This window comes from Flavobacterium sp. KS-LB2 (assembly GCF_036895565.1).
Taxonomy (GTDB): Bacteria; Bacteroidota; Bacteroidia; order Flavobacteriales; family Flavobacteriaceae; genus Flavobacterium.
Genome location: NZ_CP145904.1, coordinates 2,584,224 through 2,605,590 on the forward strand (window position 1 = coordinate 2,584,224; position 21,367 = coordinate 2,605,590).

Sequence of the window (21,367 nt, forward strand, 5' to 3'; positions counted from 1 at the left end):
ATTTTTATTTATGTTCTAAAGTAGGCAAATACCATTTGAATTTTACCGCCATCAAACGAACGGAGATTATAACTAAAGAGGTTCCCAGGTACAAAACATCGTTTTCTAAATTAAATTCTCGAAGGATAAAGAAAACAATTCCTCCCAAAATACAAATCGTAGCATAAATTTCTCTTCTGAAAATAACGGGGATTTCAGTACACAAAATATCTCTAATAACCCCTCCAAAACAAGCAGTCATGGTTCCTAAAGCCACACAAATAACTGGATGAAGTCCAATATTCATTCCTTTTTCAAGTCCAATTAAAGTAAAAACACCCAATCCAATGGTGTCGAATAAAAATAAGGAAGTTCGCAATCTATCGAATTTTTTTCTAAAAATAATCGCCATTATAAATCCGATGATAATCACATAAACATATTTTAAATCCAGCATCCATCCCACTGGAGTGCGGCCAATTAGGATATCACGCAAGGTTCCACCACCCACAGCAGTTACAAATGCAATGATAAATACTCCAAAAGGATCCATCTTTTTATTCATTGCTGTCAAGGCGCCAGACATGGCAAAAGCCATCGTACCAATGATGTCTAATAAATGGAACATATTATTTTTTGGATTTAAAAATGAATAAAAAAATACTATAAATGGAATATGATTGAAGCAAAATTAAAGAAAATACTGGTGTAACCAACTCTTATTCTATAGATTTCATACATACATATTTTAGCAGTTAAATATTCGAATCCAAAAAATAGTAAACTGAATTTTCTCTGTGTATCTTTGTTTCCTAAATACTAAATAGTTGTACCTCTTGAAACAAATCACTTCGATACAAAATCCTTACATAAAATCTTTAGTGCAATTACAGGACAAAGCTAAAGCTCGCAAACAATCTGGAACCTTTTTAATGGAAGGAAAACGCGAAATTTCAATTGCCGTAAAAGGCGGTTATCAAATTGAAACAGTATTATTTTTACCTGAAATTTGTTCGGAAACCGAAGCCAGACAATTAGACGACTCTGCAGAACTAATAGCAATCAACAAAGAAGTCTATCAAAAACTGGCATATCGCGATACTACCGAAGGCATTTTGGCTGTAGCCAAAACCAAATCGATGCAGTTATCGGATTTGAAATTATCTAAAAACCCTTTGATTCTGGTTGCTGAAGCTCCCGAAAAACCGGGAAATATTGGTGCTTTGCTTCGTACCGCTGATGCTGCTAATCTGGATGCGGTGATTATTGCCAATCCAAAAAGTGATTTATACAATCCAAATATTGTGCGTTCCAGCGTGGGTTGTTTATTTACGAACCAAATCGCCACTGGAACCACGTCAGAAATTATTGCTTTTTTGAAAGAAAGAAACATCAATTTTTATTGTGCTACTTTACAGAATTCAACTTCGTATCATACACAGGATTACACGACTCCAACGGCACTAGTCGTAGGAACGGAAGCCACAGGACTGACAGAGGAATGGCGAATAGCAGCAACCCAAAATATTATTATTCCCATGCAAGGCGAAATCGATTCAATGAATGTTTCGGTTGCAGCAGCGATTTTAATTTTTGAAGCTAAAAGACAAAGAGGGTTTTAAATTTTAGATTGCAGATTAACGATTTTAGACCCGAGAACTGAAAGTTCAAACTGGCGAAGCATTGCAGATTTAAAAAACATAAAAAATAAAAATTACCATTTTACAAAATACGCAGAAAATATGAAACATAAATTATTCCTTGCAATTGTCTTAATCTCAACCACTCTTTCTTTCGCACAAATCAGCTCGCCTCAAGTCGATGAATTAGTGGAGCGCACTTTAAAAACATTCAATGTTCCTGGAATTGCAGTTGCAATTGTTAAAGACGGAAAAATCATTCACGCCAAAGGATATGGTGTAAAATCAATCTTGACTAATGAAAAAGTAGATGCCAATACACTTTTTGGAATTGCATCCAATAGCAAAGCGTTTACAAGCGCCGCTTTGGCGATGTTAGTGGATGAGGGAAAAGTAAATTGGGACGATAAAGTAATCAAATACCTTCCAAATTTCAAGATGTACAATGAGTATGTAACGAATGAATTTACAATTCGGGACTTATTGACGCACAGAAGTGGATTGGGTCTTGGCGCAGGCGATTTGATGATTTGGCCTGACGGAAGTGACTTTACAGCGCAAGATATCATTCAGAACTTACAGTATTTAAAACCGGTTTCAGCATTTAGAACGCAATATGATTATGACAATTTACTGTACATAGTTGCTGGTGAAGTTATTCGTGTAGCGAGTGGTTTGAGCTGGTGTGATTTTGTAGAAGAACGCATGATGAAACCTTTAGAAATGAATCATAGTGCTGCTTCTTTTTTACGTTTAAAAGACACTACAAACATCATTGCGCCGCACGTCCCTATTGATGGTAAACTAAAAGTAATCAAACGGTACCAAAACCAACTTTTTGATGCGGCAGCAGGGATTTACTCCAGTGTAAATGATTTGAGTAAATGGACCATTATGCAAATGAACAACGGAAAATATGGTGTTGATAACAAGCAATTATTTTCTAAAAAAGAGCATGATGAAATGTGGCAATTACAAACTATAATTCCTGCGACCACAAGACCTCCGTACAATACTCATTTTAGTGGTTATGGATTGGGCTGGTTTTTAAGCGATATAAAAGGATACAAACAAGTAACGCACACCGGCGGATTAGAAGGAATTGTGACTCAGGTTACCCTTATACCAGAACTGAATTTGGGAATTATTGTATTAACCAATCAGCAATCAGGTGCCGCCTTCAGAGCAATTACAAACACTATAAAAGACAGTTATTTAGGCATCCAATCCGAGGATTATGTGACTAATTACAGTGCGAGTTTAAAAGAAAATGAAGCTTCTGCTGACAAAGTAACCGATGAAGTTTGGGCAACCGTAGCCAAGAATAAAAAAGACAAAATTAAAATCGATTTCAAAAGCTTTACAGGAACATACAAAGACAATTGGTTTGGAGAAGTGGTACTTTCAGAAAGAAAAGGGAGATTATATTTTGCCTCAAAACGTTCTCCACAACTTACTGGTGAAGTTTTTTTCTACAAAGACACTAATTATGTGGTAAAATGGGATAATGCTTATTTTCATGCTGATGCTCATCTATTTTTTGAATGTGATGCCACTGGAAAAGCAGTGCGATTAACGATGAAGCCTATTTCTGAGCTAACAGATTTTAGTTATGATTTTCAGGATTTAGATTTCAAAAGAATAAATTAAATAGAAATCACAATTTCTTATGTCTTAAATTCAAATATAGATTTGCATATCTGCAAGCTTATTGCTATTTTTAGGAAATGAACCATGCCGCAATGACAGAAATAGATATAGAAAAAGAAAATAAAGCAATTGCTCAAGAATACAAAGAGTTACTGCGTATAAGTTACCAAACGCTAAGTGATGAAGACAAAAAACTCATCCGAAAAGCATTTGATGTATCCGTAGAAGCACACAAAGAACAACGAAGAAAATCAGGTGAAGCGTATATCTTCCACCCTATTGCTGTGGCAAAAATTGTTGCATCTGAGATAGGATTGGGAGCAACCTCTATAGCTGCAGCTTTATTGCACGATGTGGTAGAAGATACACCTACCACAGTGCAAGATATCGAACGTTTATTTAATCCTAAAGTAGCTCAAATCGTAGAGGGATTAACAAAAATATCGTTAGTGCAGAAAGATTTAAATGCATCACTACAAGCGGAAAATTTCCGTAAAATGATATTAACTCTGAACGATGACGTTCGTGTAATTCTCATTAAACTAGCAGATCGTTTGCACAATATGCAAACAATGGAATCCATGCAAGAGGACAAACAGACAAAAATTGCATCAGAAACCTTATATATTTACGCTCCTTTAGCCCATCGATTGGGTTTATACAACATAAAAACCAAGCTGGAAGACTTAGGGTTAAAATATACTGAACCAGCAATATACAATGATATTGTCAGCAAAATAAAAGAAACAAAAGAAGAGCAAGATGCCTATATTGCTGATATAACAGCAGTTCTTAAAACAGCTTTGGATGAAGAAGGAATTGAGTATATTATAAAAGGCCGTCCAAAATCCATCTATTCTATTCGTCGAAAAATGCAAGCGCAAAACGTAAGCTTTGATGAAGTATATGATAAATTCGCTCTCCGTATTGTTTACAAATCAAATCCGCATGAGGAAAAATTCCTGGCCTGGAAAATATATTCTATTGTAACAGACCACTATAGACCAAGTCCAAGTCGTTTGCGCGACTGGATTTCCTCACCAAAATCTACTGGTTATGAAGCGTTACATATTACGGTAATGGGTCCAAAAGGGCGCTGGGTAGAGGTTCAAGTTCGAAGCGAACGCATGGACGAAATTGCCGAAAAAGGATATGCCGCACATTATAAATATAAAAATGGTGCTACTGAAGAAAGCGGTCTAGATGTTTGGCTTAATTTACTCAAAGAAGCGCTGGAAAATTCAGAAACAAATGCTGTAGATTTTGTCGAGGATTTCAAAATGAATTTATATTCGAAAGAAATCTTTGTATTTACTCCAAAAGGAGAAATAAAGTCATTGCCCAAAGGTGCCACTTCACTTGATTTTGCATTTAGCATTCACTCTGAGATAGGAATCAGAACTAGAGGAACGCGTGTTAATGGGAAACTAGTTCCTTTGAACTTTGAATTAAAAAGTGGTGACCAGATTGAAGTTATTACTTCACAACATCAAAAACCCACCATCAACTGGCTTGATTATGTAACTACATCCAGAGCCAAAACAAAAATAAAAAATGTTTTAAACGAAAATACCAAGAAAATTGGTGAAGAAGGAAAGGAACTCCTTACTCGAAAACTAAAACATTTAAAAATAACCATGAGTGAACAAGTGGTTAATGAATTGGTTAACTTTTTCAAGCTAAAAACGAGTTTGGATTTATTTTATAGAGTTGGAATTGGCGCCATTGAAAACCAGCAACTCAAAGATTATGCAGCACAAAAAAGCAATACGTTCATTAATTTTTTCAAAAATAAAATGAAACGTTCGCCAAGTACCGCTGACGAGGACATTCATAAACAAGTCATAAGCAGTAATTATGACATGCTTGTTTTTGGTAAAGAACACGACAAACTGGATTATAAACTATCGCCTTGTTGCAATCCTATTCCTGGCGACGACGTTTTTGGATTTGTAACCATCAACGAAGGAATAAAAGTACATAAAAAAGATTGCCCGAATGCTATTGGGATGCAATCCAACTATGCTTATAGAATAATGACAGCCAAATGGATTGACTCGTCACAAGAAGAATTCAAAGCCATCATAAACATCACCGGAATGGATGTTTTAGGACTCACAAATCAATTAACAAAGGTTATTTCAAACAATATGCATGTTAACATTCAGAGTATTTCTTTGAGTACCGATGCAGGAATTTTTCATGGCCAAGTTGCGGTAATTGTTCAAAACAATACTATTTTAAAAAAAATGATCAGCAACATCAAAAAAATTGATGGAATCGACAAGGTAACACGAGAGTATAAAACATAGTGAGAAATTCCGTTTTTTATTTCAAATCTTCGTTTGTACAATAAGGAAATAAAAAAACTTGAAACTAAACAAACGGGAAACTTTATACTTTAAACTAAAAAATTTATCTTTGCCCGCATATGACACTCATTTCCACAGATAACACCAAAAACCAAGAAATTGTAAAAAATGTTTTTACAATGTATCTTGAAAAAAAAGGACATCGCAAAACTCCTGAACGTTATGCTATCCTTCAGGAAATTTACGATAGCGAAGAACATTTTGATGTAGAGAATCTTTATATCAAAATGAAAAATAAAAACTATCGTGTGAGTAGAGCAACGCTATACAACACGATTGAACTGCTATTGGATTGTGCTTTAGTCCGCAAACACCAATTTGGACAAAATCAGGCGCATTATGAAAAATCATATTTTGATAAACAGCACGATCATATAATAATGACGGATACTGGTGAAGTAATTGAGTTTTGTGACCCGAGAATTCAAACAATCAAAAAAACAATCGAAGAAATATTTGACATAGAGATTACCAATCATTCCTTGTATTTATACGGAATAAAAAAACAAAAATAGTACGGATAACAGACTAGTTGTCCCTTCAATATAAAACTAACTACAAATAACAGATAGAATGACCGTAGATTTATTACTAGGATTACAATGGGGAGATGAAGGAAAAGGAAAGATTGTTGATGTTTTAACTTCAAATTATGATATCATCGCTCGTTTTCAAGGAGGCCCAAATGCAGGACATACTTTGGAATTTGACGGAATAAAACATGTTCTTAGAACTATTCCTTCTGGTATTTTTCACAAGACTGCTGTAAACATCATTGGAAATGGAGTAGTAATTGATCCTGTTGTTTTTCAAAAAGAAATTGAAGGTCTTGAAAAATTTAATTTAGACATCAAAAGCAAATTAATCATTTCAAGAAAAGCACATTTAATTTTACCAACACACCGTTTATTAGACGCCGCTTCTGAAGCTTCGAAAGGGAAAGCAAAAATTGGTTCTACATTAAAAGGTATTGGTCCAACTTATATGGACAAAACCGGAAGAAACGGTCTTCGTGTAGGTGATATTGAATTAGAAGATTTTGCAGATCGCTACAGAGCTTTGGCTGACAAGCATGAAGCAATGATTAAATTCTACGATGTTGCAATCCAATACAATTTAGAAGAATTAGAAAAAGAATTTTTTGAAGCTATCGAAGAACTAAAAAAATTAGATTTTATTGATAGTGAAGAATATTTACACCAAGCTCAAAAAGCAGGTAAATCAATATTATGTGAAGGTGCGCAAGGTTCATTATTGGATGTTGATTTTGGAACGTATCCATTTGTAACTTCCTCTAACACTACTGCTGCTGGTGCTTGTACCGGTTTAGGGATTGCTCCAAATAAAATCAAAGAAGTATACGGAATTTTCAAAGCCTATGTAACACGCGTAGGAAGTGGTCCATTCCCAACAGAACTTTTCGACGAAGATGGTGCAACAATGGCACGTGTAGGAAATGAATTTGGATCTGTAACCGGAAGACAAAGACGTTGTGGTTGGTTAGACTTAGTAGCGCTTAAATATGCTGTTCAGGTGAATGGTGTAACGCAATTGATGATGATGAAAGGTGATGTACTTTCAGGATTTGAAACCTTAAAAGTATGTACGGAATACAACTATAAAGGAGAGAAAATTGCTCATTTCCCTTATAACATCGAACCAGAAAATGTAACTCCGGTGTATCAGGATTTCAAAGGATGGAAACAGGATTTGACAGGTATGACAACATATGATGAGTTGCCGACAGAATTGAAAGAATACATTGCATTCATTGAAAAAGAAGTAGAAGTTCCTATCAAAATTGTTTCTGTAGGTCCAGACAGAAAGCAAACTATTCTAAAATAAGATTACGAAACGCTCTGAAAATTCAGAGCGTTTTTTTTAGTTTAAAAACCAATCCAAACGAATGAAAAATCCAACAATCAAAATACAAAAAACCGAATTGCTATCTGACAATTGGTATATATTAAACAAAGTTACTTTTGACTATCAAAAAAAAGACGACTCTTGGATTACCCAAAAAAGAGAAGTTTATGATCGAGGAAACGGCGCCGCCATTTTACTGTATAACACACAACAAAAAACAGTTATTCTAACGAGACAGTTTCGCTTGCCAACCTATCTTAACGGCAATGAAACTGGAATGATGATTGAGGTTTGTGCCGGACTTTTGGACGCAGATAATCCGGAGCGATGCATCATCAGAGAAACCGAAGAAGAAACAGGATATCGTATTTCTAAAGTCAAAAAGGTAATGGAAACGTATATGTCTCCTGGTGCTGTAACTGAAATTTTATATTTATTTGTTGGTGAATACGATGAATCTATGAAAGTGAGTGACGGTGGCGGAGTAGCACATGAAGAAGAAAATATAGACGTAATGGAAATGCCTTTTGACGAAGCTTATGCTATGATTGAATCGGGTCAAATGCAAGACGCAAAGACGATTATGTTGCTACAATATGCAAAAATTCATAATTTGGTTTAATGAATAATACGACTAAAGGAGTTTTATTTGCCTTATTCGCTACCTTGTTATGGTCCGTAAACATGGTAATTGCCAGTGGCATTAAAGGACACATTCCTCCTATTGGATTGGCTTTTTGGCGCTGGACTGTTGCGTGTATCGTTTTCGCACCATTTGCCTTAAAAAGCACTGTTGAAAATTTCAAAATTGTGCAACAACACATTCGGTACCTTACACTTACAGCAGTATTGGGTATCACTATTTTTAATACACTGATTTACTTTGCAGGAAGAACAACAAGTGCAGTCAACTTATCGCTAATCGCTATTTCGATTCCGTTATTTATTGTGGTACTCTCTCGGATTATTTTTAAAGAGAAAGTGTCCAATATAAAAATAGTGGGAATTACAACCATAATTACAGGAGTTCTAGTACTTATTTCCAAAGGCTCTTTAGAAGCTTTACTCCATATCAGCTTCACCATTGGGGATTTATTAATGCTTGTGGCTTGCTTCTTTTTTGCTTATTACACGATATTAGTTCGACAAAAACCAGATGAATTAAGTCCAAAAGTATTTTTGTTCAGTGTCTTTCTAATAGGTACAATTTTACTATTCCCTTTTTATATGTATGAGCACCTCTATCACAAAAAAGTAATTTTTGATACTAAAACAGTTTTGGTAACCACATACGTTGGCATTTGCGCTTCCTTGATTTCATTTTATTTATGGAACGAAGCCATTCGATTAATTGGGACGTCAAAAACAGCCTTAATTTATTATTTAATTCCGGTATTCAGTGGAATTCTGGCGTATTTTTTTCTAAATCAAGCCATTTTACTAACCCAAATCATAAGCATGGGAATCATTATTTCCGGGTTATTAATTACCAATAAGAAGTAAAACAGTAAACTTTTGACAAAATAAAAAAGCAGAATGAAAAACAAATTCATTCTGCTTTCTATTTATAAAGAATTCTAAAAGTTTACTATTTATTAGGTTGCGGTGTAATTCTTAAATACGGCTTTACTCTTTCGTAGCCTTTTGGAAATTTAGCAGCTATATCTTCGTCCTTAATCGAGGTAGAAATGACCACTTTATCACCATCTTTCCAGTTAGCCGGTGTTGCTACGCTGTATTTAGCTGTCAATTGCAAACTATCAATTACACGCAATAATTCATCAAAATTTCTACCAGTTGATGCTGGATAGGTTAAGGTCAATTTAACTTTTTTGTCAGGTCCAATTATAAAAACCGAACGAACGGTGAAACTCTCACTCGCATTGGGATGAATCATATCGTATAATTCAGCAACATGCTTGTCTTCATCGGCAATTATAGGGAAATTTACAGTTGTATTTTGAGTTTCATTAATGTCTTTGATCCACTCCATGTGCGAATCTACCCCATCAACACTCAATGCAATTACTTTTACATTTCGTTTTTCAAATTCAGGATAATAATTTGCAACTGTTCCTAACTCTGTGGTACAAACAGGTGTGAAATCAGCAGGATGGGAGAACAGAATTCCCCAAGAATCTCCTAACCATTCATGAAATTTTATTTTCCCTTGTGACGTTTCTGCTTCAAAATCAGGAGCAATATCGCCTAATCGTACTGTTGCCATAATAGTTTATTTTATTGATTAGTAACACTGTAAGGTATTGAAATAAAAGCAATAAAGCATAAATCTAATCTTAAAATTGTACTAATGTTTATGAAAACCAGAAAGCAATACTTCTAAAAAAATGTCATGAGAAAACCAAACGCAATAGCCCTGATCGCAACGGCATCTCCCGATTTAGAAAAACAAGGCTTTTTCAGCCGTAGTTTTTCTAAATCGGGAATACAGTGCAGAGCAGGAAAAAGCTCCTAAAAAGAAGTGTTATTTTTTCTTTAGATTGGGTAAAAAGAGCGCTATAATTCCTATCAAAGGTAAATAAGCGCAAAGATAATACACGTACGTTATGCTGGTGTGATCGGCAAGATTTCCTAATAAAGCAGAACCCAAACCACCCATTCCAAAGGCAAAACCATAGAAAAGACCAGAAACCATTCCGAGTTTTTTAGGCAATAATTCTTGTGCATATACCAAAATTGCCGGAAATGCTGAAGAAATTATAATTCCAATTACTACCGATAAAATGCCTGTCCAAAACAAATCGACAAACGGCAACAATAAGGTAAAAGGTGCGGCTCCCAAAACCGAAAACCAAATCACATATTTCCTACCGAATTTATCCCCTAATGGCCCTCCAATTAATGTTCCCAAAGCACAAGCCGCTAAAAATAAAACCAAATGAAATTGCGCTTCTTGAACCGATAATCCAAATTTTTCGATGAGATAAAACGTAAAATAACTAGACATACTAGCCATGTAAAAGAATTTTGAAAATATCAAAACCAACAAAATTCCAACGGAGATTACAATTGTTTTTTGAGATAAATTCGGCAAATCTATGACCGCTTTCTTGGTACTTCTCAAACTCAAATGATTTTGATACCAAAGTGCGATTCTACTCAAAACTAGCAATCCAATTAACGCAACAATGGCAAACCAAATAATGTAATACTGAGAATTTGGCACTACAATCAAGGCAACCAACAAAGGTCCTATTGCAGTCCCAGCATTACCACCCAACTGAAAAATGGATTGTGCCAAACCACGCTTTCCACCAGAGGCTAAAAAGGAGATTCGGGAAGCTTCAGGATGAAAAATGGAAGAACCAATCCCAACCAAAACTACTGATACAATAATCATTTCAAAACTTGAAGCGTAGGACAAAGAGACAATACCAGACAAGGTAAACAACATTCCAAAAATTTGAGAAAAAGGCTTTGGTCTTTTATCCGTGTACAAACCAACTAACGGTTGCAAGATTGATGCTGCCAACTGATACGACAAAGTGATTAAACCAATTTGTGTGAACGTTAAATTGAAATTCTCTTTTAAAATAGGATATGCCGCCGGAATAACTGCCTGTAACAAATCATTCAATAAATGGGCAAAGGCAATCGAGAATAATATAGAATAAACGGTTTGTTGCGCAATAGGTGTCGTATCTGTTTTGAAAACAGTATCAAGAGATGAATTCATATTTTAATAAAACTATAATTAATAATTATTGGATCAAAATCGTTTCTGAAAATTTAAACGTATTGAACCACAAAGTACCAAAATAACAACGTGATAAATGACAATGGAATTCCAAAACCAATCATCATACTACTTAAACGAGGTTTCAAACCGTGAGTAGAAGCTAATATACAGGCTGTAATCATAGGAGCCATTGCAGACTCCATTATAGCAACTTGAATGTTTTTTGAATGCTGCTGCAAAATTACGACATACAAAACATAAATAAGAGCCGGAGTTAAAATCAATTTGTACAAAAGTCCAAGTCCTAAAAACCTCCAATGCTCACTTTTTTTGTCAAAACGCAATTGCAAACCTACGGAAAGCAATGCCAAAGGTGTTACTGCACTACCTATTGTTTTTAATCCTATTTGAAAGTATTGCTGAAAATCTAACTGAAAAACATTCATCAAGCAGGCAATTAAAAAAGTTATAAATGGCGGAAAGAGAAGGATTTTTTTGGCGATTTGAAAACCATTCGGGTTACCACTAGAGTATAAAGTTGCTATAAGAATTCCCAATGTAGATAGCACCACAAAAGAACCAGGTTGATCGACTAAAATAGCGGTTTTCAAGCCTTCTTCCCCGTACAATGCTTCAATTATTGGGAAACCTAAAAAAGAAGTATTTCCTAAGCCAGCGGTTATTATCAAACAACCAATGAGTTTTTTCGACCATCCAAATCTACTCCCTAAAAAACTGAAAAATAAATAAGAAACAACAAAACCAATCCAAGCAACTCCAATTGGGAATAACAATTCATTACTCCATTTTATTTTTGGGATATAATACAAAGCCAAAGCCGGAAGACAGATATAAATAACAATCTTGTTTAAAAGCTTGTATACATTTACAGGAAATCCTTTTATATTTTGGAATACAATGCCTAAGAATAAAAAAACAAAGATTAAAATAAAGTTAGTCATAATGTTGCAAAGATATTGACTAATACACTAAGAAATGGTTTCAAAAAAATAAAATTTGTGAAATATCAGTTCCAAAACAGAATTGTAAAAATGAGAGGAATATTTAAGCAAATGAAAAACTGTACAAGATAGATTTTTAGTATTTTTACTTTTCTAAAAAATAGTTTTGCCAAATAAAAAACCTCATCCAAGCGCCTTACACGAAAAACCCGGAATTTCTGCTCCTGAAATTATCAGTACCGTTTCGGTGGAGAATATTCAGCACTTTAGAAAAATACAACCTTCGGCAAAAGAACTTGTTGAAGGAATTTTAAACGAAAATATTACTGCGCTGAGTCGTGCCATTACCTTAGTGGAAAGTACGAATACAAGCCATTTGTCAAAAGCAAATGAAGTGATAAATGCCTGTTTGCCTCATGCCAATAAATCGGTACGAATAGGAATTACAGGTGTTCCAGGCGTTGGGAAAAGCACTTTTATTGAAGCTTTTGGAAAATACTTGACTGGTTTAGGGAAAAAAGTTGCTGTACTTGCTGTTGATCCCAGCAGCACGATATCACACGGAAGTATTTTGGGTGACAAAACCCGAATGGAAGAATTGGTAAAAGATAAAAATGCTTTTATACGACCATCCGCTTCTGGGGAAACATTAGGCGGTGTGGCTCGAAAAACCCGTGAAACTATTACGCTTTGTGAGGCTACCGGTTTTGATACGATAATCATAGAAACCGTTGGCGTAGGTCAAAGTGAAACTGCCGTTCACAGTATGGTTGATTTTTTTCTTTTATTAAAAATTTCTGGTGCCGGCGATGAATTACAAGGTATCAAACGTGGAATCATGGAAATGGCGGACGCTATTGTCATCAACAAAGCCGATGGTGATAATATCAAAAGAGCCAATCTTGCCAAACTGGAATTCAATAGAGCGTTACATCTTTTCCCTGCCAAAAAATCAGGTTGGACACCCACAACCGCAGCCTGCAGCGCCATAACCCATGAAGGAATATCCGATGTTTGGGAAACCATTCAGAAATTTCTGGAACTGACACAAGGCAATAATTATTTCTTTGAAAAACGGAAAGAACAAAACCAATATTGGATGTTAGAAACCATCAATGAGCAATTGAAAACCAATTTTTATAGCAATCCTGAAATTCAAAAATCATTGGATTCAACTAAAAAAGCGGTGCAGAATGATGAAATTTCACCTTTTGCAGCCGCTCAATTGCTATTAGAAAAATATTTTAAAAAATAAACCTACTCTTTCTCGTAGCGTTCCATTTCTCTATCGTAAAACTCATTGGCAAGAACGATTAATCCTTCCATTTCAGTATTTAATTCGGCTTCGTCAAGATCCTCAGCTTCTTCCATAAACTCTACCTCATCATCTTTAAGATTAATAATAAATCTTGGGTAATCAAGGTGTATGATGAAAATATCTTCGGGAAAATCAGTATTATCGCCTAGTAAAAATTTTGGTAATTCCATGAATTTAATATTTAAGTAATTTATTATTTTATTTATTCTCGTTTTGCATCACCAACTTTCTTGTCAATCTCGCAAAGCGAATATACAAAAATAAAGCGGCAGCTGTTAATCCCGCTAAAAGTCCGATCCAAATTCCAACAGCTTTCAGCTCCGTATATTTTCCTAAATAGTAGGAAATAGGAAACCCAATAACCCAATACGCCACAAAGGTAATGTACATTGGGATTTTTACATCTTGCAAACCACGTAACGCTCCTAAAACAACAACTTGAATTCCATCCGAGATTTGGAAAATAGCGGCAATCAACAGCAATTTTGAAGTGATTAGGATGATTTCTTCGTTATCCAACATTTGAGCTGAATCGGTCATATTCAAAAATAAATGCGGCAAATAATTATGAAATACCACAAAAACTATGGCAAAGAAAGTCTCTAATATAATAGCCAATAGAAAAATAGATCTTGCAACAACAATTAACTTTTTATAATCATTCATTCCTTTGGTATGACTCACTCGGATCATTGCTGTAACACTTAAACCCATCGCAACCATAAAAGTTGAGGATGCCAGAATAAGCGCAATCTGATTGGCAGCCTGACTGTTTTTTCCTAAAGAACCGGAAAGCCAAATTGCAGCCGTAAACAAAGTCACCTCAAATAACATTTGCATTGCGGATGGCATTCCTAGATTGATAATTTTCTTCAAAATTGATTTGCGGATTTCTTTGAAACTGAAATTCTTAAAATACTTCTTCAGTGCCGAGTTTCTTTTCATCAAGTAATGCATAAAAACGACCATCATTATCCTGGACAAAACGGTTCCAAGTGCAGCTCCCAAAATCCCTAATTTTGGAAAAAACCAAACTCCGTAAATCAATACATAATTAAAAAAAACATGTACTACGTTAGCCATAAATATAGCATACATGGAATATTTTGTTTTAGACAATCCATCGGCAAACTGCTTGTATCCTTGGTAGATGATAACAGGAATTAAAGAAAAAGCAACCCAGTCAATATATGGAGCTGCCATTTCGGCCACAGCTGCCGGTTGGTGCATGAAGTACATAATTTGTTTCGACAAAACTGTCAAAATAAATAGTGTAACTCCTAAAATCGTACACAAAAGCAATCCGTGGTGAAAGGTAGTTCGGATTTTATGGTCATTTTTTTCGGCATCAGCCTCAGCTACTAATGGTGTAATTGCAGTAGAAAATCCTATTCCTAAAGACATAGCAATAAATATGAAGCTATTGCCTAATGAAACTGCCGCCAACTCCGTAGAGCCTAGTTTACCAACCATGAAATTATCGACGATTCCTATTAAGGTATGTCCTAACATTCCTAAGATTACGGGATACGCCAATTTAATATTATATGAAAACTCTTTGAAATACTTGGATAAATTCACTTTTGCCTTTTTCTTGGCAAATATAAATAGAAGCATTCAATTCTACCGATACTATTGCTGATATAACCCCTTTTTTTTACTGCTTAATTTCGGATAACAAGGAATTCTATAACAAAACCAAACAATTCTATAACACAACAGGCTTATGAGGGCTATACATTTGTAACGTTGTTTTGAATCAGATAAATCAAAATAACATTAAAAATTATTAATAAAAAATATTACAATTATGAAAATGACAGGAAAAATCAAAACGTTATTTGTATTCGCAATAGCAATGATGTTTGCTAGCAATGTACAAGCACAAGAAACAAAAACAGCTACTAATTACGATCAAGGATTCCGTTTAGGTTTTGGAGCCAATGCAGGATACTCAACTAATGATCCTTACAAATTAGCATTAGGAGCCGATGTAAGAGGACAATATGATTTATCAAAAAGATACTCTTTGACTTTGACTACAGGTTATACTAACTTGTTTGTTAGTAAAGCAGATACTTTTCCTGGGCAAACAGAAGGAAAAGATTTAGGGATTATCCCAGCTAAAGCAGGTTTCAAAGCTTTTGTATGGAATGATCAATTTTACTTAATGGGAGAAGCTGGTGCTGCATTTGCAGTAAGTAATATAGATAATACTAGAGAAAAAACTTCTTTATTGTTATCCCCAAGTATCGGTTATGCTACTAAATACATAGATATTTCTTTGAACTATACGCATTACAATCATTTTGACCGTCTAAACAACAATGGCTCTGTAGGTAAAGGAGTTGGACAAGTAGGTGTTCGTTTAGCATACGGTTTCAAACTGTAATCTTTCTTTGAGTTAGTTATAAAAAATGCCCTGAAATTCAGGGCATTTTTTATAACTATTATTTTTTCAACATCTCTTTATACACTTCAAAATTAGCTTTCACTTTTTCATCTAATTTCGGTTCCTTTATATCCACATGTTTTTGCATTTCTTCCCAGATAATTTTGGCTACAATATACCGTGCCATTTCCTTATCATCTGCCGGGATAATAAACCAAGGCGCATTTTCGGTAGCAGTTTTTGTAATTGCCTCCTCATAATAGTGCATGTACTCCTCCCAATGTTCGCGTTCTTTCAAATCTCCAGGTGAAAATTTCCAATGGTGTTCCACTTCTTCTAGCCTTCGCAGTAAACGTTTGCGTTGCTCCTCTTTACTCATGTGAAAGTAAAACTTCAAAACGATAGTCCCATTTTGCGTGATGTGTTTTTCAAAATTATTAATTTGCTCCATCCTATTTTCCCAGAATTGTGGCGTGATATCCGCTACCTTTTCAATTCCTGGCAAATTTTCGTTCATAATATATTCAGGATGTACGCGCGTAACCAATACATTTTCATAATGTGTTCTATTAAATACGGCAAACTTTCCTTTTTCTGGTAAAGCCAAATAATGTCTCCACAAATAATCGTGTTCCAACTCGGTAGAATTGGGTGTCTTAAAACTGTGCACTACCACTCCACGCGGATTAAACTCCTTAAAAACTTCCCGAATCAAGCTGTCCTTACCTGAAGTGTCCATGCCTTGCAAACAGATCAAAACGCCATAACGGTTGTGCGCATACATCACATCTTGTAATGCACTTAATTTAGCCTGCACTTTATCCAGTTTTTCTTCTTTATCATCGTCACTAGCACCATTAAACAAGTTCGTTGGGATTTTGGCCAAATTAATTGGACCAACCACTTTAAAATCATCGGGATTTATAGACTTCATCTTAAATATTTTATCTTTACCTCTCAAATATAACAAATTATTAGGAGCTATTTCCTGCTGTACGCTTGTATCTTTTTATCGGCCAAAAAGGTCGACTAAAAAGGTAATTGCGAAAGCAATTAAACAATCAGGGCTAGTATTTAGATTTCAAAACACTACTTATGGAAAAATTCACACTCGAAATCCTATGTCAAATCATCGGTATAGGTTCCGCATCCGGACTCATTTATCAAGACCAATCGCTCTACATCATAGGAGACAACAGCGGATTTCTTTATGAATATCAAATAGATTTACGTGATTTAAAACGCCATCCTTTACTGGAAAATCCAAAAGAGAACACACCAAAAAAGGAAAAAGCCGATTTTGAAGCCATCACACAATTTCAAGATAGTCTCTTTGTTTTTGGCTCCGGATCTACTGATAAAAGAAACAAAATGATTCAAGTGAATGCTAAATCGAAGAAAGTAGTTGCTACCAACGATTTAACTGATTTGTACACTGTCATGCAAAACTTTGGGGGTGTCAATCCCGAAGATTTCAATATCGAAGGTGCCATTTACGATGGTGAAAATTGGTACATTCTGAATCGTGGCAACGGAATATCAAATAAAAATGTGCTTTTCACTATTGCCGGCAAAAACCTCACAAACAATTTTCAAATTCTTTCTAACACCTATAAACTTCCCAAAATAAAAGGAGTTCGTAGTAGTTTTACCGATGCGATTTTAGTAGACAATACCATTTATTTTTTGGCCACAGCCGAGGATACCCAATCTACCTATGATGATGGCGAAGTGTTAGGCAGCTTGATTGGAAGTATCGATTTGAAAACTATGAAAATTAATTTTACCCAAAAAATAAGTAGCAACCATAAATTTGAAGGATTAACTTTATATGCCGAATCACCAGAAAAAATAACATTCCTGCTTTGCGAAGACAATGATACCGAAGTTCTTGAAACCAACATTTACAAATTGACCCTAAATAAAAATTAAATCCGATCTAGTCTGACACCGTTTTAACCCTCTTGAACCAACGTTAAAATAAGATTAAAATGAAACTTAAATCAAATTACCACAACAAAACGTACTAATTTTACAAGAAACTTTGTCAAAACTGACATCAAAATAACACAAACAATGACTGATTTAAAAAATAAAAATGCACTGATTACAGGAGCAGGAAAAGGAATAGGAAAAGCGATTGCTTTGGCATTAGCCAAAGAAGGTGTCAATATCATTTTAGTCGCTCGAACTCAGGAAGAAATAGACAGTGTTGCTGCAAAAGTGCGGTCTTTACGCGTAAAAGCACTAGCAATCACTGCTGATGTTGCTGATATCAACTCCGTAAACGCTGCCGTTGCCAAAGCATTAACTGAATTTGGAACCATTGATATTTTAATCAACAATGCTGGAATAGCTACTTTTGGAAAATTTTTAGACCTAGAACCGACTGATTGGGAGCGCATCATTCAGGTAAACCTCATGGGAACGTATTATGTAACCCGTGCCGTATTACCAAATATGATTGAAAGACAATCGGGTGACATAATCAACATTTCATCTACAGCAGGATTAAGCGGAAATGCGTTAACGAGCGCTTATAGCGCTTCAAAATTCGCCGTTTTAGGATTAACAGAATCGTTGATGCAAGAAGTTCGCAAGCATAATATTCGTGTGACCGCTCTTACGCCAAGCACCGTTGCCACTGACATGGCCAAAGAATTAAAACTAACCGATGGAAATCCGGAAAAAGTAATGCAAGCCGAAGATATGGCCGAATTAATCATTGCACAACTTAAATTAAACCGACGCGTGTTTATAAAAAACAGTAGTATTTGGTCTACGAATCCGTAAACCTTTTTAACATATAAATCACGTAAATTTTTTAAACCATTAAGGCATTAAGATTCATTAAGTTTTTCACTTAATTTTCTTAATGCCTTAATAGTTTTTTAATCTTTTGCTTATCTGACTTATATGTTTAAAAACTAAACCATACTCGTAACAAAATCCATACGAACACTTCCGTCTTCATCAATTCTTGTCAAATTAATTGGGTGTAATGTATTCACTAATTCTGGATTCCAAGGCGTTTTTACTTTGACATAGTTTTCGGTAAAACCATGAATGTATCCTTCTTTATTTTCACTTTCAAACAAAACGGTTTTATTGCTTCCTAATTGACTTTCGTAAAAAGCACGACGTTTTTTCACCGATAAACCGCGTAACATTTTGCTGCGTTTGGCGCGAACATTAGCAGGAACAACACCAATCATAGCAGCAGCCTCCGTATTATCGCGTTCCGAATACGTGAATACGTGTAAATACGAAATATCCATATCATTCAAGAAATGGTAGGTTTCTAAGAAATGCTCGTCGGTTTCGCCGGGAAAACCTACAATCACATCTACTCCAATACACGCGTGTGGCATCACTTCACGAATTTTGTTAACTCTTTCCGTATATACTTCACGCTGGTAACGACGTTTCATCAACTTTAGAATGTCATTGCTTCCAGATTGCAACGGAATATGAAAATGTGGTACAAAGATTCTACTTTTCGATACAAATTCTATCGTTTCGTTTTTTAATAAATTAGGCTCAATAGACGAAATTCTCAATCTTTCGATTCCTTCTACTTTATCTAATTCCTGAACCAATTCTAAGAAGGTATGTTCGTGTTTTTTATTTCCGAATTCTCCTTTTCCGTAATCGCCAATATTTACGCCGGTAAGAACAATTTCTTTGATGTTTTGTTTCGAAATTTCAGCAGCATTTTTCAATACATTTTCCAATTCATCACTTCTAGAAATTCCTCTGGCAAGCGGAATGGTACAATAGGTACATTTATAATCGCAACCATCCTGAACTTTCAAGAAAGCGCGGGTTCTATCTCCAATAGAATAACTACCTACATAAAAATCTGCTTCGGCAATCTCACAAGAGTGCACTTCGCCCATATCATTTTTAGACAAATCATTAATATAATCTGCCAATTTAAATTTTTCGGTGGCACCAAGAACTAAATCCACTCCATCTACGTTTGCTAATTCTTCCGGTTTCAATTGCGCATAACAACCAACAGCAGCAACAAATGCTTTGTCATTCAATTTCATGGCTTTACGCACAACTTGTTTGAATTGCTTATCGGCATTTTCAGTAACGGAGCAGGTATTAATCACATACATATCAGCGACTTCTTCAAAATCTACGCGATCAAAACCTTCGTCTTGAAGATTGCGCGCAATAGTTGACGTTTCTGAAAAATTCAGTTTACAACCCAAGGTATAAAAGGCAACTTTTTTTCTGTTTTCCATAAGATAGTCTCAATTAATGAAATCGTTGTCAAAAAATTGAGAGTGCAAATTTACGAACTAAAATCTATTAATTTTGAGAGAAGTTGCATTTTATTAAAAACAAAATCCGATACTTAGGCTTTTGTAAAAGACCAAGTATCGGAACAGTATTTATTATTTTGGACGTCTTTTCTAATTCAAAATAAAGCGTCGTATCACTTCTGCCACGCCGTGATTGTTGTTAGAAGCTACAATAACATCACCTTTATCTCTCAATTCAGGATCTACATTATCAACCCAAACTCCCAATCCTGCATATTCAATCATGGTCAAATCGTTTCCTGCATTTCCTACAGCAATAATTTCATTTTGATGAATATCTAATTTTTCGGCTAAAATTTTAATGCTGGCGGCTTTATCAATTCCATTTTGTGCTACTTCAAGAAAGAAAGGTTTTGACATGCTCACACTAAGATGTGGCATTACTGCTTTCAAATCTTTTTCTACTTCTTTTAAATAAGTCGGTTCTTCCAATAAAATACATTTCACGGCTGAAGACTGCACCTCATCTGTAAAACTAGTAACTTTATTGTGTACTAAACCAGTGATATTTTTTTCGATTTCTATGTATTCAGAATCTGTCTCACTGACAATTTCCCCATCAAGATAAGTAATAATATGTGTTTTGCTTTTTAAACTATACGCATACAACTCATGGATTTGTTTTTGACTTAACGTTTGTTCAAAAATGATTTTACCTTCCTTTAAATCCGTAATCACAGCGCCATTATACGAAATCATATAGGAATTATCCAATTCCAATTCTTTGGCGTAAGCAATCATTGCAGGAGTTGGCCGCCCAGAAGCCAGAATAACATAAACACCCAATTCCTGTGCCTTAGCAAGCATCTCTTTATTCTCGTTTGAAATGGTATGATCATCAGCCAACAAAGTGTCGTCCATGTCCAAAACCAACATTTTATATTTCATTTTTATTTTTTTTACTGAATGAGTTAAATACTCATCCTAAATTCTTCAATAACTGGATTCACTTTTGCAAATTCCGTTTCCTGAACAAATAATTCAACCGCTTGTCCAGTTGTGCCAAAACCTGCCAATCGAGCTGATTGTATGTTGTTTTTTAGCAACGTTTCTACACCAATTGCTTCAATTTTTTCTTTCAATGCCATTGCTAGAATTTCACTTCCTGAAAACACTTTCATTAATCCCATCTTGTTTTTTATTTAGTTTTT

Annotated in this window: 21 protein-coding genes; 11 read left to right on the forward strand and 10 right to left on the reverse strand. The window is 35.0% G+C overall.

Translation table 11 applies throughout. The annotated features are described in order from the left end of the window. Positions 1-4: 4 nt before the first annotated feature. Entirely contained in the window at positions 5-607 is a 603-nt protein-coding gene (locus V5J73_RS10970) for a trimeric intracellular cation channel family protein (RefSeq protein ID WP_338645848.1), read from the reverse strand. A 208-nt stretch (positions 608-815) separates the two neighbouring features. Here V5J73_RS10970 and V5J73_RS10975 point away from each other — a divergent pair, with 208 nt between their 5' ends. The 7 genes from V5J73_RS10975 to V5J73_RS11005 all read left to right on the forward strand — a co-directional run bounded on the left by V5J73_RS10975 (position 816) and on the right by V5J73_RS11005 (position 9,010). Then, positions 816-1,601 carry a TrmH family RNA methyltransferase gene (locus V5J73_RS10975; protein WP_338645850.1) on the forward strand — a complete coding sequence of 262 codons (786 nt, stop codon included), beginning with the start codon at positions 816-818 and terminating at the stop codon, positions 1,599-1,601. Between the two features lie 120 nt (positions 1,602-1,721). Beyond that, the gene (locus V5J73_RS10980) at positions 1,722-3,269 is read left to right on the forward strand and encodes a serine hydrolase (protein WP_338645852.1); all 1,548 of its coding nucleotides are present in this window, start codon (positions 1,722-1,724) and stop codon (positions 3,267-3,269) included. Between the two features lie 92 nt (positions 3,270-3,361). Then, positions 3,362-5,581 (forward strand): RelA/SpoT family protein, encoded by a 2,220-nt coding sequence (locus V5J73_RS10985; protein WP_338645854.1) that lies wholly within the window; start codon positions 3,362-3,364, stop codon positions 5,579-5,581. 119 nt (positions 5,582-5,700) lie between these two features. Then, positions 5,701-6,156 (forward strand): Fur family transcriptional regulator, encoded by a 456-nt coding sequence (locus V5J73_RS10990; protein WP_338645855.1) that lies wholly within the window; start codon positions 5,701-5,703, stop codon positions 6,154-6,156. A 58-nt stretch (positions 6,157-6,214) separates the two neighbouring features. Beyond that, positions 6,215-7,486 (forward strand): adenylosuccinate synthase, encoded by a 1,272-nt coding sequence (locus V5J73_RS10995; protein WP_338645857.1) that lies wholly within the window; start codon positions 6,215-6,217, stop codon positions 7,484-7,486. A 61-nt stretch (positions 7,487-7,547) separates the two neighbouring features. Next, positions 7,548-8,129, forward strand: a complete 582-nt coding sequence (nudK, locus tag V5J73_RS11000; protein WP_338645859.1) for a GDP-mannose pyrophosphatase NudK — start codon at positions 7,548-7,550, stop codon at positions 8,127-8,129. Continuing rightward, the gene (locus V5J73_RS11005; RefSeq protein ID WP_338645861.1) at positions 8,129-9,010 is read left to right on the forward strand and encodes a DMT family transporter; all 882 of its coding nucleotides are present in this window, start codon (positions 8,129-8,131) and stop codon (positions 9,008-9,010) included. The genes nudK and V5J73_RS11005 overlap by 1 nt, the downstream gene beginning before the upstream one ends. Positions 9,011-9,095: 85 nt before the next feature. Here V5J73_RS11005 and V5J73_RS11010 read toward each other — a convergent pair whose 3' ends face one another. The 3 genes from V5J73_RS11010 to V5J73_RS11020 all read right to left on the reverse strand — a co-directional run bounded on the left by V5J73_RS11010 (position 9,096) and on the right by V5J73_RS11020 (position 12,169). After that, a complete protein-coding gene (locus tag V5J73_RS11010) occupies positions 9,096-9,734 on the reverse strand; it encodes a peroxiredoxin (protein WP_338645862.1) in 639 nt (212 codons plus the stop codon). Positions 9,735-9,992: 258 nt separating this feature from the next. Further along, positions 9,993-11,204: an MFS transporter gene (locus V5J73_RS11015; protein WP_338645863.1), complete on the reverse strand. Its 1,212-nt coding sequence runs from the start codon at positions 11,202-11,204 to the stop codon at positions 9,993-9,995. A 53-nt stretch (positions 11,205-11,257) separates the two neighbouring features. Further along, a complete protein-coding gene (locus tag V5J73_RS11020) occupies positions 11,258-12,169 on the reverse strand; it encodes an AEC family transporter (RefSeq protein ID WP_338645865.1) in 912 nt (303 codons plus the stop codon). A gap of 166 nt (positions 12,170-12,335) precedes the next feature. On the opposite strand from V5J73_RS11020, the gene meaB reads away from it, so the two are divergent. Continuing rightward, a complete protein-coding gene (gene meaB, locus V5J73_RS11025; RefSeq protein WP_338645866.1) occupies positions 12,336-13,424 on the forward strand; it encodes a methylmalonyl Co-A mutase-associated GTPase MeaB in 1,089 nt (362 codons plus the stop codon). 2 nt (positions 13,425-13,426) lie between these two features. Here the strand turns inward: meaB and V5J73_RS11030 are convergent, their stop codons facing one another. Together V5J73_RS11030 and V5J73_RS11035 are read right to left on the reverse strand one after the other, a co-directional pair. Then, positions 13,427-13,657 (reverse strand): hypothetical protein, encoded by a 231-nt coding sequence (locus V5J73_RS11030; protein ID WP_086453598.1) that lies wholly within the window; start codon positions 13,655-13,657, stop codon positions 13,427-13,429. Positions 13,658-13,685: 28 nt separating this feature from the next. Then, positions 13,686-15,068: an MATE family efflux transporter gene (locus V5J73_RS11035; RefSeq protein WP_338648619.1), complete on the reverse strand. Its 1,383-nt coding sequence runs from the start codon at positions 15,066-15,068 to the stop codon at positions 13,686-13,688. A 229-nt stretch (positions 15,069-15,297) separates the two neighbouring features. On the opposite strand from V5J73_RS11035, the gene V5J73_RS11040 reads away from it, so the two are divergent. After that, entirely contained in the window at positions 15,298-15,879 is a 582-nt protein-coding gene (locus tag V5J73_RS11040; RefSeq protein WP_338645868.1) for a hypothetical protein, read from the forward strand. A gap of 58 nt (positions 15,880-15,937) precedes the next feature. On the opposite strand, the gene V5J73_RS11045 is transcribed toward V5J73_RS11040, so the two are convergent. After that, positions 15,938-16,813 (reverse strand): PPK2 family polyphosphate kinase, encoded by an 876-nt coding sequence (locus V5J73_RS11045; protein WP_338645870.1) that lies wholly within the window; start codon positions 16,811-16,813, stop codon positions 15,938-15,940. Between the two features lie 161 nt (positions 16,814-16,974). On the opposite strand from V5J73_RS11045, the gene V5J73_RS11050 reads away from it, so the two are divergent. Together V5J73_RS11050 and V5J73_RS11055 are read left to right on the forward strand one after the other, a co-directional pair. Continuing rightward, positions 16,975-17,811, forward strand: coding sequence for a DUF6929 family protein (locus V5J73_RS11050; RefSeq protein WP_338645872.1), 837 nt, complete (start codon positions 16,975-16,977; stop codon positions 17,809-17,811). Positions 17,812-17,955: 144 nt separating this feature from the next. Beyond that, positions 17,956-18,672: a 3-ketoacyl-ACP reductase gene (locus V5J73_RS11055; protein WP_338645874.1), complete on the forward strand. Its 717-nt coding sequence runs from the start codon at positions 17,956-17,958 to the stop codon at positions 18,670-18,672. Positions 18,673-18,806: 134 nt separating this feature from the next. On the opposite strand, the gene mtaB is transcribed toward V5J73_RS11055, so the two are convergent. From mtaB to V5J73_RS11070, 3 genes are all read right to left on the reverse strand, one after another. Beyond that, positions 18,807-20,135 (reverse strand): tRNA (N(6)-L-threonylcarbamoyladenosine(37)-C(2))-methylthiotransferase MtaB, encoded by a 1,329-nt coding sequence (gene mtaB, locus V5J73_RS11060; RefSeq protein WP_338645876.1) that lies wholly within the window; start codon positions 20,133-20,135, stop codon positions 18,807-18,809. 171 nt (positions 20,136-20,306) lie between these two features. Then, positions 20,307-21,104 carry a Cof-type HAD-IIB family hydrolase gene (locus tag V5J73_RS11065; protein WP_338645878.1) on the reverse strand — a complete coding sequence of 266 codons (798 nt, stop codon included), beginning with the start codon at positions 21,102-21,104 and terminating at the stop codon, positions 20,307-20,309. Between the two features lie 23 nt (positions 21,105-21,127). Further along, positions 21,128-21,346, reverse strand: a complete 219-nt coding sequence (locus V5J73_RS11070) for a DUF2007 domain-containing protein (RefSeq protein WP_338645880.1) — start codon at positions 21,344-21,346, stop codon at positions 21,128-21,130. Positions 21,347-21,367: the final 21 nt, after the last annotated feature.